At 37.5% G+C, this 15,817-nt stretch carries 15 protein-coding genes; 6 read left to right on the top strand and 9 right to left on the bottom strand.

The features are described from left to right. Positions 1–59: 59 nt before the first annotated feature. Together ACFFUE_RS03210 and ACFFUE_RS03215 are read left to right on the top strand one after the other, a co-directional pair. Positions 60–638 (top strand): MiaE family protein, encoded by a 579-nt coding sequence (locus ACFFUE_RS03210; protein ID WP_376832778.1) that lies wholly within the window; start codon positions 60–62, stop codon positions 636–638. A 10-nt stretch (positions 639–648) separates the two neighbouring features. Continuing rightward, the gene (locus tag ACFFUE_RS03215) at positions 649–1,284 is read left to right on the top strand and encodes a DUF502 domain-containing protein (RefSeq protein ID WP_376832803.1); all 636 of its coding nucleotides are present in this window, start codon (positions 649–651) and stop codon (positions 1,282–1,284) included. 139 nt (positions 1,285–1,423) lie between these two features. Here ACFFUE_RS03215 and ACFFUE_RS03220 read toward each other — a convergent pair whose 3' ends face one another. The 3 genes from ACFFUE_RS03220 to surE form a co-directional block, all read right to left on the bottom strand. Beyond that, the gene (locus tag ACFFUE_RS03220) at positions 1,424–2,227 is read right to left on the bottom strand and encodes a GLPGLI family protein (protein WP_376832779.1); all 804 of its coding nucleotides are present in this window, start codon (positions 2,225–2,227) and stop codon (positions 1,424–1,426) included. A gap of 58 nt (positions 2,228–2,285) precedes the next feature. Next, positions 2,286–2,552 (bottom strand): hypothetical protein, encoded by a 267-nt coding sequence (locus ACFFUE_RS03225; RefSeq protein ID WP_376832780.1) that lies wholly within the window; start codon positions 2,550–2,552, stop codon positions 2,286–2,288. Positions 2,553–2,640: 88 nt separating this feature from the next. Continuing rightward, complete coding sequence (gene surE / locus ACFFUE_RS03230) at positions 2,641–3,414, bottom strand: 5'/3'-nucleotidase SurE (protein WP_376832781.1); 774 nt, start codon at positions 3,412–3,414, stop codon at positions 2,641–2,643. A 121-nt stretch (positions 3,415–3,535) separates the two neighbouring features. Between surE and ACFFUE_RS03235 the strand changes: the two genes are divergently transcribed. The 3 genes from ACFFUE_RS03235 (at position 3,536) to ACFFUE_RS03245 (ending at position 8,040) form a co-directional block, all read left to right on the top strand. Beyond that, positions 3,536–5,656 (top strand): carboxy terminal-processing peptidase, encoded by a 2,121-nt coding sequence (locus tag ACFFUE_RS03235; protein ID WP_376832782.1) that lies wholly within the window; start codon positions 3,536–3,538, stop codon positions 5,654–5,656. A gap of 119 nt (positions 5,657–5,775) precedes the next feature. Beyond that, complete coding sequence (tsaB, locus tag ACFFUE_RS03240; RefSeq protein WP_376832783.1) at positions 5,776–6,456, top strand: tRNA (adenosine(37)-N6)-threonylcarbamoyltransferase complex dimerization subunit type 1 TsaB; 681 nt, start codon at positions 5,776–5,778, stop codon at positions 6,454–6,456. Between the two features lie 39 nt (positions 6,457–6,495). Beyond that, positions 6,496–8,040, top strand: a complete 1,545-nt coding sequence (locus tag ACFFUE_RS03245) for a S41 family peptidase (RefSeq protein ID WP_376832784.1) — start codon at positions 6,496–6,498, stop codon at positions 8,038–8,040. 335 nt (positions 8,041–8,375) lie between these two features. Here the strand turns inward: ACFFUE_RS03245 and ACFFUE_RS03250 are convergent, their stop codons facing one another. Beyond that, a complete protein-coding gene (locus ACFFUE_RS03250) occupies positions 8,376–8,501 on the bottom strand; it encodes a hypothetical protein (RefSeq protein ID WP_376832785.1) in 126 nt (41 codons plus the stop codon). 289 nt (positions 8,502–8,790) lie between these two features. Between ACFFUE_RS03250 and uvrB the strand changes: the two genes are divergently transcribed. Continuing rightward, on the top strand, positions 8,791–10,782 hold the full coding sequence (gene uvrB, locus ACFFUE_RS03255) for an excinuclease ABC subunit UvrB (RefSeq protein WP_376832786.1): 1,992 nt from the start codon (positions 8,791–8,793) through the stop codon (positions 10,780–10,782). A 168-nt stretch (positions 10,783–10,950) separates the two neighbouring features. Here uvrB and porW read toward each other — a convergent pair whose 3' ends face one another. The 5 genes from porW to ACFFUE_RS03280 form a co-directional block, all read right to left on the bottom strand. Then, positions 10,951–13,398 carry a type IX secretion system periplasmic lipoprotein PorW/SprE gene (porW, locus tag ACFFUE_RS03260; RefSeq protein ID WP_376832787.1) on the bottom strand — a complete coding sequence of 816 codons (2,448 nt, stop codon included), beginning with the start codon at positions 13,396–13,398 and terminating at the stop codon, positions 10,951–10,953. Positions 13,399–13,482: 84 nt separating this feature from the next. After that, positions 13,483–14,046 (bottom strand): Maf family protein, encoded by a 564-nt coding sequence (locus ACFFUE_RS03265; RefSeq protein ID WP_376832788.1) that lies wholly within the window; start codon positions 14,044–14,046, stop codon positions 13,483–13,485. Positions 14,047–14,132: 86 nt separating this feature from the next. Beyond that, positions 14,133–14,402, bottom strand: a complete 270-nt coding sequence (locus ACFFUE_RS03270) for a hypothetical protein (RefSeq protein WP_376832789.1) — start codon at positions 14,400–14,402, stop codon at positions 14,133–14,135. A gap of 288 nt (positions 14,403–14,690) precedes the next feature. Further along, complete coding sequence (locus tag ACFFUE_RS03275) at positions 14,691–15,209, bottom strand: KdsC family phosphatase (protein WP_376832790.1); 519 nt, start codon at positions 15,207–15,209, stop codon at positions 14,691–14,693. Then, positions 15,199–15,786 (bottom strand): STM3941 family protein, encoded by a 588-nt coding sequence (locus tag ACFFUE_RS03280; protein ID WP_376832791.1) that lies wholly within the window; start codon positions 15,784–15,786, stop codon positions 15,199–15,201. The genes ACFFUE_RS03275 and ACFFUE_RS03280 overlap by 11 nt, the downstream gene beginning before the upstream one ends. Positions 15,787–15,817: the final 31 nt, after the last annotated feature.

Genomic DNA, 15,817 nt, shown 5'->3' on the forward strand with positions numbered 1-15,817 from the left:
CTAAAAATACGAAATAAGAAATTAATTAATAATCACTATTTTCGCATAAAATTATTACAATGTTTAAACTAAAACTTCCTACCGACCCGAGATGGGCAAATATTGCCGAAGGAAACATTAGCGAAATCCTTACCGACCACGCTTGGTGCGAACAAAAAGCTGCTTCTAATGCCATTACGCTCATCACAATGCTACCAGAATATCCTGAAATTGTAACCGAACTCTTGGCGATTGCTCAGGAAGAGTTGGAGCATTTCAATCAAGTGCACGAGATTATCAAAGCCCGTGGTTTTGAATTGGGTAGAGCACGAAAAGATGATTATGTGAACGATTTGGTAAAGTTCATCGTGCAAGGCTCTCGCGAGGATTTGATTATTGATAGAATGCTATTTGCTGCAATGATAGAAGCCAGAAGCTGTGAGCGTTTCAAAGTGCTTACAGAAAACATCAAAGATGAAGAACTGAAAGTATTTTACCGTGAACTGATGATTTCCGAAGCCAACCATTATACCACTTTTATAGGTTTTGCACGCCAACTGGGAGACCCTGAAAAAGTGAATAAACGCTGGGAGGAATGGCTAGAATACGAGGCGAAAGTCATCCAAAGTTATGGTAAAAAAGAAACCATCCACGGATAATTTTCATTCAATGCCAAGAAAAAATAGCGAATACTTTTTGAATCAATTCCTGAAATATCTTTTTCAGGGATTGATGATTATTGGACCTATCACCCTTACGGTTTTTGTGATATGGTCTATCATTTCATCTATTGATAGCAATATTCCTTTTCTCTCGGAAAATCTATATCCGGGGATTACCTTCCTCATCGTGGTGATGGCTACGGTGGGCATTGGCTATCTGGGAAATAAACTGGTATTTGGAAGGTTTATCTTTGATAGGATAGATGGTTTTTTGGAGAAAACCCCTGGGGTGAAGCATATCTACACTCCAACTAAAGAGGTAATGTCTTCCTTTGTGGGAGATAAAAAGAAATTTAATGACCCTGTGTGGGTGAAAACCAATGAAAATCCTGAAATGTGGAGGATAGGCTTTCTTACCCAGAAGGATATGGGAGCTGTGGGTAAGCATCAGTTTGTAGCGGTGTATTTACCACATTCTTATGCTATTTCGGGTTGGGTTATCATTACCGAAAAGAAAAATATAAAACCTGTAGTAGGGATGAACGCAGCCTCTGCAATGAAGTTTGCAGTGAGTGGTGGTGTGGCTGGCTTTCACGGTGGGGATGTGAGTTTTTCTTCCGAGGAAAAAGAAAATGAACTTTAATATCAAAAGAAACTATCTCGAATTCGGGATAGTTTCTTTTTTTTGTTTAATCTATTGATTGTAAATATCTCCCAATTGCGTTAAATACTCGTGGGCGGTTAAATCAAAATAAAACGGGGATGCTTGAAGGTATCCCGTTTTATTTTGATTTTTCCAGAGCATTGTTTCTTTTCTTTCTGTTTTTCAAAACGTTTTCTTTTCCGCTTTCATCAAGAAACATTCCTGCCATTTCCATTTCTTTGATATAATTATCATTAATGTTTCTCATTGCTTTAAAATACTCCTCTTTGGATACCTTCTTGAATTTGTCCAAAATCTTATCAGGATAATAAGTCGACACAAAGTTCTGATGTCCCTTTTTTATTTCTATCAATTCAAATGCAAAGAAATCTTGCGAATCAGAAACTTCAATAATCAATCCGGGTAAATTTTTGAATTTGTACGGACCTTCAGGAATGGGTATATCCTCGGTGTACCAAGCTGTCCAAATTCTGCCACCATAGTTTAATTCTGCCTTTTTGCAAGTGTATCCGTGAAGTGTTTTGGTGTCATTATAGAGTTTCCATTTCGTAGGGATATTGTCCTTGTAATGAAATTGATAGTTTAAAATTTCGTCATAAAAATTGAGTTCATCTTCTTTTTTGATGATTAGAAATTTGAAGCGTGTTTTCGGAACGCCAGCCAATGCAGAAGCGAATGAATCCTCTGTAAGATTTTGAGATTTTTGGGCAATGTATAGGTCACCTTTGAGCTTATTAACAGAGAGAAAAGCGGAAGTCTCTTCATCAATATTAAGATAAAAATCTTCTTCCAGCCTATGAGTGTTCGTAGAATCTGGTTGATAAGACAAGCGATAATAAACATTCAGATGTTTTTTATCAATGGTCTGTCCTTGCAAAAGCCCAGCGATAATGAATAATAGAATAAAGTATATTGTTTTCATTGCAAAATGATAAAAGACACCTTTAATGTTTAATCAACATTAAAGGTGTAGATTTGTTTTAGCATACCTCACCTGCCATCTCGGCCGCAAGTTTAAGTCTTCCTTCAAATGTTTTCGCGCACACCATTCCTGTTTTTCCACAATCAAACATAACCACCCAGCAGGTCATATCGTTGGATACTTCGTTTAGTTTATGACTATTAGCAGTAGCCTTTCTTTCAGATTGAGCTTTTCTCTCAGAATCTTTTGATTCTTTTACAGGGTTAGATTTGGCTGACAGAGCACCAACAGTAGTTAGCGCTGCAATTAATAAGAGCTTTTTCATAAAAATAAGAGTTTTTAAATTATCGATTGTAAAGCTAATAAAAAAAATAATATGACAAAATTCATATTGCTTTTTTTAATGATTTGTATTAAGGGTTGTGTGCTAGTAATTCACTTAGAGGGTTTAAATACTCGTGGGCGGTTAAATCAAATTTTACTGGAACTATGGAGATATAGCCGTCCGCAAGAGCGTTTTCATCGGCATTTTCATCGGTATCCATATTGTTAAAATATCCTGTAAGCCAATAGTATTTTTTTCCGTGAGGATTGGTACGCTCGTCAAAGCTCTCTTCCCATTTGGCATACGCTTGGCGACAAACCTTTACGCCTTTGATGTCTTCTTTCTTTAGTTTCGGAATGTTTACATTCAGCACAACGCCTTTGGGAAGTGGATGTTCTAAAACCTTTTTTACAATTCTCTGGATATGTTCTTTAGCCTGAGTAAAATCTGCATCCCAACTGAAATCGAGCAAGGAAAAACCAATGGCGTTAAGTCCTTCAATGCCAGCTTCTACAGCGGCAGACATCGTCCCAGAATAGATTACATTGATGGAAGAATTGGCACCATGATTAATCCCCGAAACTACTACATCTGGCTTTCTGGTGAGGATTTTATCCAAAGCAAATTTTACACAATCTACAGGAGTTCCGCTCAGAGCGTAATCCGTCTGAGGACCATCTAACGAGATTTCTTCAAAAGTAAGGGTAGAATTGATGGTAATGGCGTGTCCTTTGCCAGACTGTGGCGAGTTGGGAGCAACAACAATCACTTCGCCAATTTCGTTCATAAACTCTACCAGATGTCTTATGCCTGGTGCCGTGATGCCATCATCATTGGTTACTAAAATCAGGGGTTTTTGCATTATAGTATTATTTTTAGCAAAAATAAATAAAAAAAGTACCGCTATTTATAAATAAGGTATTAAATTTGATTCCTCAAAAAGATGAATTAACCCAAAGTATTTTAACCCAAGACAACATTATATGTTTAAAAAAATTAAACTGAACACGCTTTTATTTTTATTACCACTTACCACACTGATATTTTGCTTCAATTCACCTAAGAATGATGATGAGAAGATGCAAACCATTATGATCAGTGTAAGAAATACCCTCAGCTATCTTCATTATAGCCCTAAGCCTATTAATGATGCTTATTCTCAAAATGTCTATGATCTATATCTGGAAATGATGGACCCAGCAAAACGCTATTTCCTTCAGACGGATGTAGATGAGTTTTCTAAGCATAGAACAAAATTGGATGATTACCTCAATAAAGGGGATTTGCAGTTTTATAATCTAACCTATAATCGTCTTTTTGAAAGGATGGATAAGATTGATAAGATGACACAAGACATCCTTAGCAAATCTATTGACCTGAATGAGGAGGAAACCTTTATCCTAGAACCGAAATCTAAAAAGTATCCCGCAACAGAGCAAGAGCAATACAACGAGTGGAAAAAATTCATCAAGTATAATATTTTGCAAGAAATAGAAACACTTAATTCCCGAGAAGAATCTCAAAGAAAGAAAAAAGATTCTGTTATTAAGCATAAAATGGTGGATACCATCAAGGTGGAAGTGCTTACTCCAGAGCAAAAAAGAATCAAAGCGACAGACGAGGTGAAAGACCTTATTGCACAATCTTTTAGAAGAATTAAGAAAAGAAAGAAAATTGATTGGTTTACAATGTACATCAATGCTTATACCCAAGTATTTGACCCTCATACCAATTATTTTTCACCAAAAGATAAAGATGATTTTGACTCTTTGTTCAAAGGAGAGATTATCGGTATCGGGGCATTGATACAAGAGAAAAAAGGGCACCTGTATCTGGGGACGCTTACCATAGGAGCACCAGCGTGGAAGTCTAAACAGCTTAGTGAAGGTGATAAAATTCTCAAAGTACAGAGCAAACCCAATGAAGAACCCGTAAATGTATCTGGAATGTTGGTAGATGAAGCGGTAAGGCTTATCCGTGGTGAGAAAGGAACTAAAGTAACCCTTACGGTGGAGAAGAAAGATAAGTCTATCCGAGAGGTAACAATGGTGAGAGAGGAAGTGTCTATAGAGGATACCTTTGCAAGAAGCATCATCATCAGTGCACCCAATGGTAAGAAGTATGGGTTTATCAATCTGCCAAGTTTCAATGCGGATTTTGAGAAAAAAGATGGAAGAAACGCTTCTGATGATGTCAAAAATGAAATCAATAAACTGAAAGCCCACGGTATTTCTGGGATTATCTTAGATCTTAGAAATAATGGAGGAGGTTCACTCACGGAGGTAGGAGATATTATGGGACTCTTTATGAACGAAGGACCTTATGTGCAAGTGAAAAATGGTAACGGCAAAATAGAAACCTTGAAAAGTAAAACCAATACACCTATTTGGACAGGCCCTCTGGTGATTATGCAGAATGAAATTTCAGCATCGGCATCTGAAATTTTAGGAGGTATGGTACAAGATTACGGCAGAGGTATTGTGGTAGGTTCTCCGCAATCTTACGGAAAAGGAACGGTACAGACCTTTGTGGATCTTAATAGATTTCTTAGTACCAATGATGATTTTGGCTCGTTGAAGCTTACCATTCAGAAGTTTTATAGAGTAACGGGAGAATCTACTCAGAAGAAGGGTATAGAAGCGGATGTCAAGATGAATGACTTGTTCACACACGCAGAGATTGGCGAACGCTATGATGATTACGCTTTGGCTTGGGATAAAATACAGCCCGCGGCATTCAATAGAATCACCACTCTGGATATTGCAACACTGAAGAAGAATAGTGCTGCACGATTGGCAAAGGATAAAGATTATCAGTTGCTTCAGGAATCTGCAAAATGGAGAGAGGCACTCAATAAAGAGGAATCCATTACTTTGAATGAAACCAAATTCAATGAAGTGATGAAGGAGAGAAAAACGCAGATAAAAAAGTTTGAATCTCTTATAAAACTTAATAATGGACTGAAATTCATCAGATACAATGATGAACTTGCCAGAGAGAAAACAGATGATGTATTCAAGAAAAAATCTGAAAACTGGGTGAAAAACCTTCAGAGAGACCTTTATCTGAAAGAAACAGTGAATATCATTTCGGAGATGAAGTAACATTGTTAAAGACTGCTTTCGGGCGGTCTTTTTTGTGGAAAAATATTTAAGCAAAGCGTGTAAAGAAGTTTAGAAAAGCCTAAATTTGTCATTTCAATTCTATCCGATATCTCAATAAAATGAAAATATTACATCTTGAAACTTCATCTAAGAACTGTTCTGTAGCCATTTCGGAAGGAGAGCAATTACTCTGTTTATGCGAAGAAATCTCAGAAAACTACAAGCAAAGTGAGAGCCTGCATACCTTTGTAGAGTGGGCATTGGAGGGAGCTGATATTCGGCTAGGAGATATAGATGCGGTAGCATTGGGGATGGGGCCAGGCTCTTATACAGGGCTGCGGATAGGTGCGGCTACAGCCAAGGGTTTTTGTTTTGCACTAGGCAAACCTCTTATTGCCATCAATTCTATGGAAACAATGGTAGAGCCATTTCTAAACCAAGGATTTGAACTGATTATCCCCTTATTAGATGCCAGAAGAATGGAAGTTTATACAGCGGTGTACTCTGGTATAACAGGAGAAGAAATTACCGCAACGCACAATTTGATTTTAGATGAAACCTCGTTTGCTACTTATGAGGGGAACAAGATACTTTTTGTGGGAGATGGGTGTACCAAAGCCAAAGAATGCCTTGCACTAAGCTCGGCAGAATATCGGGAAAATGTCTATCCATCTGCCAAGTATTTGATACATCCAGTGGTAAAAAAGTATGAAAATAAAGCATTTGAAGATATTGCCTATTTTGAGCCATTTTACTTGAAAGAGTTTCAAGGCATAAAGAAAAAAGATAAGGCACAATAAAAAAGATGTTTTTGAGTTTTGATGAAAATATTTGAAATTATGAAAAATAAAGTATTAATATTATCCATATTATCGCTATTTTGGATAATGTCTTGTAGAGAGGATGAGCCTACTACTACTACTACTACAGAAGTTGACGCCATCAATGATTTTGTATGGAAGGCAATGAATTTATGGTATTATTGGCAAGCTGAAAATCCAAATCTGGCAGACAACCTCCCAGCAGATAATGCCCGATATACTACTTTGATTAATGGTAGAACTCCCAATGATTTGTTTTATAAAAGTTTATTGTACCAATACGGTAATGTGGACTTGTATTCTTGGATAGAAAATAACAATCAAGTGGTTTCTGCCACGGGAAGAATGGCATCTGAATTTGAAGCTATTACAGGTTTAGATTTAACTCTTTTCCCTGGCTCTGGGAGCAACTATATTGCGTTTGTTAATTATGTGGTGCCCAACTCCTCTGCCGCAAACGCAGGGGTGAAAAGAGGGGATGTCATTACCAAAGTGAATGGTTCCTATATCAATGATTATAACTATGATACCCTTTTTGATGATAGCTCTTTCACCATCACTAGAGCAGAAACTACTACCGTAAGCATCGTTAATGGTTCGTACCAAATATCAACTACAGATAAAAGTGAGAATCTATCCATCGCGAAAACGAGCGTAGAAGAAAATCCTATAGCATTCTATAAAGTGTTTGAGCAAAATGGTAAAAAAATAGGATATCTGGTGTACAATGCTTTCAAGATAGAGTATAATGATGAGCTCAACGCTCAGTTTGCCAAGATGAAAGCCGATGGTATTACCGATTTGATTTTAGATTTAAGATACAATGGTGGGGGCTCGCTTACATCTGCTTTGGGCTTAGCACAGATGATTAACGGAAGTTATACAGGACAAAACTATCTGTATATGGAGTATAATAAAAAGAACACCAAATATTCTGGATATGATGTGCTCTCTGATAAGTTGGATACCTACAATCTGGTCAATGGTCATCCAGAAAAAATAGGAACAGAAAATATTAATAGCCTTTCTCTACCTAAGATTTATGCTTTGGTATCTATATCTTCAGCATCAGCGAGTGAGCTTACAGTAATATGTCTTAGCAAGCTCATCAATGTAGAAACCATTGGCTACGCTACTAGAGGTAAATTTGTAGGGTCTCATACATTATACGATTCGCCTAATAATGAATACATCAGCTATGAGAACAGAAACAAAACCCACAATTGGCAATTGCAACCCATCACATTCAAGTATTTCAACAAAGATAGAGACGCTCATCCAATAGTACAGTATGCTGATGGAAGTACCAAAGAGGCTATCCTGCCTTTATCCCAAAACAGAGTGCACCCATTTGAATGGATTAACAATGTTAAAGAATTTGGCGTAACCACAGACCCAGAGCTTAAGATGGCTTTAGCCCGCATCACGGGGCAAACCACAGGGAGAGCAGGGGCAACTACCTTTGTAGATACACCACAGAAAGTCATTACTAAACCTCACAATGCAGCCAAAGGATTGCATCTGGATGATATGAAGGCTTATTTGGAACGAAAGAGAGATTAGATTTTTCATAGTAATTTTTTCGAGGGCGAGGTTTATTCTCGCTCTTTTTTATTCTAAAAGAAAATTAATTTTCTATCCTTTTCAATTTTCAATAGGGTTTTAACCCGACTTCTGAGATGTTTTTCCAAAAGGGCTTTAGCCCAATTAGAAAATCTTGTTGAGGTTAGCATCATTCAGTATAGCAAATGGAATTACCACTTAAAGCCTACTCAATTTAGGTTTTAAATACTTATCAATAACCTTTAGTTTAAATAGTGGTTAACTTATTGATTATCAAAATTAAGTGAGGTTATTAAAAACTATTGACTTTATATATATTAAAACGAAGCCTCCTTTTATGCGAAACGAAGCTTCTTTTTACCCAAAACGAAGCTTCCTTTTATATGAAACGAAGCTTCCTTTTTGGTGAAACCCAATTGGGTCTTTATATTAAATGAAGCAGCAGAAAAAATATTTCTCATTTTAGAAAGATTGCCTTTTAATTTCCTAGCTTTTTAATGTCAATGTTCTATCCTTTCACTTTTCAATAGGGGCGGGTTTTAACCCGACTTTTAATATGGTTTTCCGAAGAGGCTTTAGCCGAAAATGAATGTCATAACATCCCCAACTCCTCTTTAAATAGTGATTTTTTTGTACTTTCTGTATGCTGATTTGTTGGGAATTAATTAAAATTATTTCAGCCTAAAGCTTACGGCTTAACGCTTACAGCGTAATATTATTTTGTACTATCTTTGTTTTTTATTTATTGAGATGAAATTCAAACTGCATTCAGAATACCAACCTACGGGAGACCAGCCACAAGCCATCCAAAAACTTAGTGAAGGGATTGTTTCGGGGGAGAAATACCAGACGCTATTGGGGGTTACAGGCTCTGGAAAGACCTTTACCATTGCCAATGTCGTTAGCCAAGTGCAACGCCCCACCATTGTTTTGGCTCACAATAAAACTTTGGCGGCACAGCTATTTATGGAGTTTAAAGAGTTTTTTCCAGAAAATGCAGTGGAATATTTCGTCTCATACTATGATTATTACCAGCCAGAGGCGTACATTGCCAGCACAGGAACCTATATAGAAAAAGACCTTTCCATCAATGAGGAAGTGGAAAAACTAAGACTTTCGGCTACGGCAAGTTTGCTTTCGGGGCGGCGAGATGTACTGATTGTGGCTTCGGTATCTTGCATTTATGGTATTGGAAACCCTACCGAATTTCACAAATCGCTCGTTTCAATCGCTATTGGAGACAAAATGACCCGTACGGCTCTTCTGCATTCTTTGGTTAATGCGTTATACTCAAGAACGCTTAATGAATTTCAACGCGGTACTTTCCGTGTGAAAGGCGATGTGATAGATGTCTTCCCAGCCTATGCAGATAATGCCATTAGAATACAGTTTTTCGGTGATGAAATCGAGAAAATCCAAACCTTTGACCCCATTACAGGAAATGTAGAAAGTCATTTTGACCAAATTCAAATCTACCCTGCCAATTTGTTTGTTACCTCTAAGGAAACCCTCAATGGTGCTATTCGGGATATCCAAGATGACTTGGTAAAGCAAGTGGATTTTTTCTCAAGTATTGAAAAACCTTTGGAAGCCAAACGCCTCCAAGAGCGTACCGAGCTGGATTTGGAGATGATAAAAGAGCTGGGCTACTGCTCTGGGATAGAAAACTACTCTCGTTATCTGGATGGCAGATTACCGGGTTCTAGACCATTCTGTTTATTGGATTATTTTCCGAAAGATTACCTGATGGTTATTGATGAATCTCATGTTACCATACCTCAAGTTCACGCAATGTACGGGGGCGACCGAAGCAGAAAGGAAGCCTTGGTAGAATATGGCTTTCGCTTGCCTGCGGCATTGGACAACAGACCTTTGAAGTTTGAAGAGTTTGAGGAAATGCAACATCAAGTGATATATGTTTCTGCTACACCTGCCGACTATGAATTGGAAAAGACTGGTGGAGAATACATAGAGCAAATCATTCGCCCTACGGGGCTTTTAGACCCGATTATTGAAGTGCGCCCAACCCTCAATCAGATTGATGATTTGATGGAAGAAATTCAAAAACGAGCGGAAGAAGATGAAAGGGTTTTGGTTACTACGCTGACTAAAAAAATGGCGGAGGAACTCACCAAGTATTTCACGAAATTTGGTATCCGATGCCGATATATCCACTCTGATGTAGAAACCTTGGAGCGTATTCAGATTATGAATGACCTTAGAACGGGGCTATTTGATGTCCTCATTGGGGTTAATCTCCTTAGGGAAGGATTGGACTTGCCAGAGGTGTCTCTAGTGGCTATTATAGATGCAGATAAAGAAGGAATGCTGCGTTCCCGTCGCTCAATGATACAGACTGTAGGGCGAGCAGCAAGAAATATCAACGGAAAAGCGATTTTGTACGCCGATAAAATAACCAAAAGTATGCAGGCGACAATAGATGAAACCAACTACCGTAGAGAGAAGCAAATGAAATATAATGAGGAGCACGGCAAAGTGCCTCAGCAGATTAATAAAAAGATTTCTGAAGCCTTGGTAGGAAGAGCCAAAGACTTCCCAGATGATAGATATACTCAAAAGGAAATCCTGAAACAAGTAGCAGAGCAAAAGGCATCTTATACTCCCGAAGATGTAGAAACTCTGATAGCTCAAAAACAAAAAGAAATGGAAGCGGCTGCCAAAAACTTAGACTTCATCTTAGCTGCAAAATTGAGAGATGAGATTACCACTTTGAAAGGATAGAAAGGATAGAGCTTTACAAATGGAAGTTTGCTCCTTATAAAAAGCCCGCCAGATTTTTCAAAAACCTGGCGGGCTTTTAGGTGAAACCTGGCGGGCTTTTTAGTAAAACCTAAGCAGGTTTTTATTATTTCCTTGCAAACCTTTACTCAAAGGAAAGGAGCAGGTGATTTAGTTGTTTATTTCGCTACCTTCCCAGCTTACTTTTTTTTGCGTCTGAGGTTTTTCTAGTTTTTCTAGCTTTTTGGCGTTTTCACCTCTACTTACGGGTGTTGGATTAAAGGCAGGTATTGGTGTATCATCATCATTTTTCTGCGTAGGAGGTTGGTTACTCTTAGTAGGAATGGTATTGCCCGTTTGGTCTGTCATTTTTACATCAATATCACTTTTTAGGAAACGGAGCAGCTCTTGGGCTTTTAGTCCTTCATTGGTCTTGGCATAGTTAAGTGCAATTTGTTGCAATTGCAAAATCATAATTTCTTTTCCTACCATTTTCCCAGTATTGTAGGCTTCCAATAGTGCAAATTTCGGTACCAGAGCATCATTAGGATATTGCTCTAAAGCTTTTGCGATGACGGCTTTGGATTCTTCAAATTGATTTTGAGAATATAGGTCAAATGCTTTTTGATACGCCTCCTCTACTTCGGGAGATGATTTTGAAAAATTGGTGTTTTTCGGATTTCGTACAAATTCTGCGTAGGAAGTGTATGGGAAATCCGTTAAGATGAGTTGCTTGGCTCGCTCTGCCGCAGAAGGGGTGTTTTCATAGTTCATCACAAAAATACGATAAAGAGCTTGTAGCTTTACATCTTCCTCTGGGTTTTGTTCCACCAAGTCATAAAGCGTTTTGGTTGCCAATTCTCGGTCAGAGAAATGTTCATCATACATTCTGCCCAGACCTAGGCTAGCGGTATCTCTGGCTTTTTTCAGGTCGGCAATTTCTACGGCATTGGTAGGGATTTGCTCTATATAAAAATCAGGTTCAAAGCGGCGAGGGTTCGGAGCAGAGGATAGTCCTAAGGCTTCATTTTTTACATCTTCTATAGAGGCGGTTTTATTGGACATACGCCAATTGTCTCCTAAGGAACGGTTTCCCCAGATTTGTTTAAACTCGGCTTGTCCTTTGCTCACCGTATTTTGATTGGCAAAGTAGAAGGCGTTTTTATTTTGATTGGTAGAAAAGTCTTGGAAATTATTACCTCTATTGTTGGCAAAGATAGAATTGGCATTGTAGTCGCCATCTTCAAAACCTTTGTTGCGTTCCGCTTTTTTTCTTTCAGCTTCTTCTTTGGCTTCCTTGGCTTTTAGAGCATCAATATGCTTGGTAAAGTAAGCGATGCGTTCTGGCTCCGACATTTTAGTCAGTGCAATAATGCTATCATTTCTTTTCACAAGGTAGAAATTGGTGGCAATATCTTTCATACTTTTAGAAGCCTTCGCCAGTTTGGCTCTGGTGGGCTCGTGGGTCATAACAGATAGGGCAGAATCATAGTAAGCACCCGCGGAGATATAATCATTTTTATCGGTATAAAATTTTCCCATTTCATAATAGGTAAGCCCACGCACTTGGGGGTCTGATATTTTTTCTTTGGTCGCTTTTTTGAAAAAAACTTGGGCTTCATCTGGCTTGCCTGCTCGGTTTGCCATTAGCCCTAAAGCGTATAGAAATTCATTTTTTCGGGAAGCATAAGTTCCTTTTTTGCCAATGTTTTCTATGTATTTTTTAGCCCCTTCATAGTCATCATTTCCTTGGGAGAAGGTCTTGGCAATTTCTATTTGTGATTTTACTTCAAATTCAAAATTGTTGGCGTATTGGTATGCAGCGGTAAAGCTTTCTCGTGCTTCTTCATTTCTGCCCAATTCGGCAAGAAGTTGTCCGCGGAGGTATGCGATACGGCTTCTCATTTCTCTGTTTTTGTTGACTTGAAATGCGTCTTCTAGTTCTTCTACGGCTTCTTCTTTTTTACCTGAAGCGATGAGCATTTCGGAGAAGTAAATAGAGTAGAGTTTATGGTGTTCTTTTTTTAAACGCTGTTTTTTTAGGTCTAGGAAGATTTCGTGGGCTCGGTAAAAATCATTCATTTTTGTAAGAATGTGAGCCTGATAGATTTTTGCCAAATTGATGCGTTTATCATTGGGCATTTTGGTAAAAATATAGTTGAGAGCGTCCAAAGCCTCCAATGGTTTACCCATATAGAGTCTGGCTTGAGCTAAAAGCAGATGGGCGTTGAAGATTTGTTTATTTTTTTCTTCACCATCTTTCATTACAGAGTATTTGGATATAGCTTTCAGGGCTTTAGCCTCGGAGATTTGTAAGGTGCTGGCAGATTTGCTGGCGTTGTTTCTCGCTCCAGGGTTAAACATTGCGGCAGCTTCTCCATCTTGATCTAAAGTGACTTCGCCGTATTTTAGTAAGGGAATATAGGCATCATAAAAGTTTTCTTTATGATTTTTTTTGCGTTGGTTAATTTCGGTTTCCAATGCATCTTTACTATTGAAAAGAGTATTGTAATAAGACGAAAAACCTGCCAATGCTCCGCTTTTTTTCTCATTGGGGCGGGATTTACAAGCTACTGAAATAATAGCAACAGCAATTAAAAAATAGATACTTTTCTTCATAGTAGAATCATAACTTTATAAAGTTGATTTTATTGTGTCTGGATTGTAAAATCAACGGAAACAAAAGTATGAATTTTTGGAGAATTATCGGGGATTAATTTTCTCTAGTTCTTCATAAACCAAATGGGTAGGAAGCCCCATAATGGTATAAAAACTTCCACTGATGCTAGATACCTTTGCCATTCCTATTCTCTCTTGGATGCCGTAGCTGCCTGCTTTGTCAAAAGGTTGATACTCTTGAATGTACAATGCGATTTCAGCATCCGAAAGCTCCGAAAAAGTAACTTCTGCCATATCGGTTTTGGTGATTTCTTGATTCAATGTTCTAATGGTAATCCCCGTATAGACCTTATGGGTCTTGCCAGAAAGAGAGCGGAGCATTGCTTGGGCTTGTTCAGGAGTTTGAGGTTTTCCTAAGACTTGATTGCCCAGAGCTACAATGGTATCTGCGGTGAGTAAAATCTCATCTTCCTGAAGGTTAGGATAGGCATCAGCCTTGATTTTGGAAAGGTAGCCCGCAATGTTTTCCACGGGCATATCTTCGGGGAATATTTCATCACAATGGATGGATACTGTTTCAAAAGTGTAGCCTAAGCTTTGTAATAATTCCTTTCGTCTGGCAGATTGAGAGGCTAAAAGTAGTTTCATAATGATTGTTTTTTATGGAGATTATAGCTCAATAATAATTTGTTTAGACGAAAAAGCTTTTTTGAAGAAATTAATGATAGATTTTATTAATCTTCTAATCTATACAGTTTTACTTTTATTTTTCCATCAGCGAGAGAAAGTATATTATACTTTTTGTATTCTTTTGATTCTATAACACCTATACCACTTGTGGATAACCATCCTGCGTAATAGCAAATATTATCACCGTTTACAGTTTGTTTGATTTGCCAATGGGAGTCTTTCATTAGACTTAAACTTATATCTGCGGGTAGGTCGGAAGTCTTAAAGCAAGGGTTGCTGTCAAAATGGACCTGTGTAATTGATTTGTTGCTCATAACCAGATTTTTAAGTTTAAAAATCTCTTTGTATATGATTTTATCTTCATATGTAAACTCCGCGAAATATCCCAATGTTTGTTCTATATTGTACTTCTTTAATTCTTCCTTCGAGAAAAAATTGTCATAAACGCTTCCATAAAGAATGCGTCCTAAAACATTAACTTCTTCCGTAGACACAGGGATTTTTTTTATTTGTGCAGATGATAGTGAACACAAAATAAGACTTAATGATAGTAGTAAGTTCTTCATATTGTTATTTTAAAGTTTAGATTATTTGATTTACGATTACACAGATTTAGTATCATCTTCCTGCCATTGTCCTTGTACTTTTAGAACCTGTTCTATCACATCGCGTACGGCACCTTTGCCACCGTGGATGGCTGAGATATAGTGTGCGGCTGCTTTTACCTCTGGAACGGCGTTGATGGGGCAAGTTGCAAGGGCTACTCGTTTCATTATGGCGAGGTCTGGCAAGTCATCGCCCATCATTAGGATATGGTCGTCTTGCAATTGGTATTTGCTTTTAAAATCTTCAAAATCTTTTATTTTATCGGAAGACTTAGCGTAATAATCGGTGATGCCCAAGTAATTGAGTCTATTTTTCACCATTGGGTCGTTGCCTCCTGTGATGACACCGATAGGGTAGCCTTTCTTCAATGCTTTCACCACAGCATAGCCGTCTAAAACATTCATTACGCGAGACATATTGCCATCTGGCATCAGATAGACACTACCATCTGTGAAGACACCATCTACATCGAATACGAAGGCTTTTATATTTTTCAGCTGATTTTTATAAGACATTTTTTTGTTGAAAGTTTATGGTTGCTGGTTGAGGGATTTTTTGATACTCTTTTTCCTGAAGTTGGGTACGTACTAAATTATTTCTCCAGTTTTGTTTTATAAATTGTATCAATCTATTTGGTTTAATATCCAATGTATTAATATTGATGACAATTGGAGTTTGGAACTTTGCATTGTTTAGTCGTAATTGCTTTTTTAGTTGAAAATCGTTTTGAATTTTTCCAATAAATTCCATCGGATTTTTTAGTTTCACAATCAGGTAACTGCTTAGTATGTTGTTTTTTATTCCAACAAATTCTATTTCTTCCCAAGGTATTAAACCTAATTTTTCAAAAGCTTGAAAATCAGTAATGCCCTTTTGGTCAATTATAAGTGCTATTGGTTCTTCTTTTTTCTGGTTTTTTAAATATTTATAAGTTTCAAAAACTATTACCGAAAGAATGGATGTGCTTATAATCAGGTATATAAAGGAAATGTATTCAGTTTTTAATGTTATACTTAATAGCCATAAGGTGAAGAGTAGTATTACAGCGAGTCCTCTACCTTGCTTTAATTTCTTTTTTCTTCTAATTTTCAATTCAACCATTTGTTTTTTTGCTTATTTAAAA

This window comes from Bergeyella porcorum (assembly GCF_042427575.1).
In the GTDB taxonomy this organism is placed as follows: domain Bacteria; phylum Bacteroidota; class Bacteroidia; order Flavobacteriales; family Weeksellaceae; genus Bergeyella; species Bergeyella porcorum.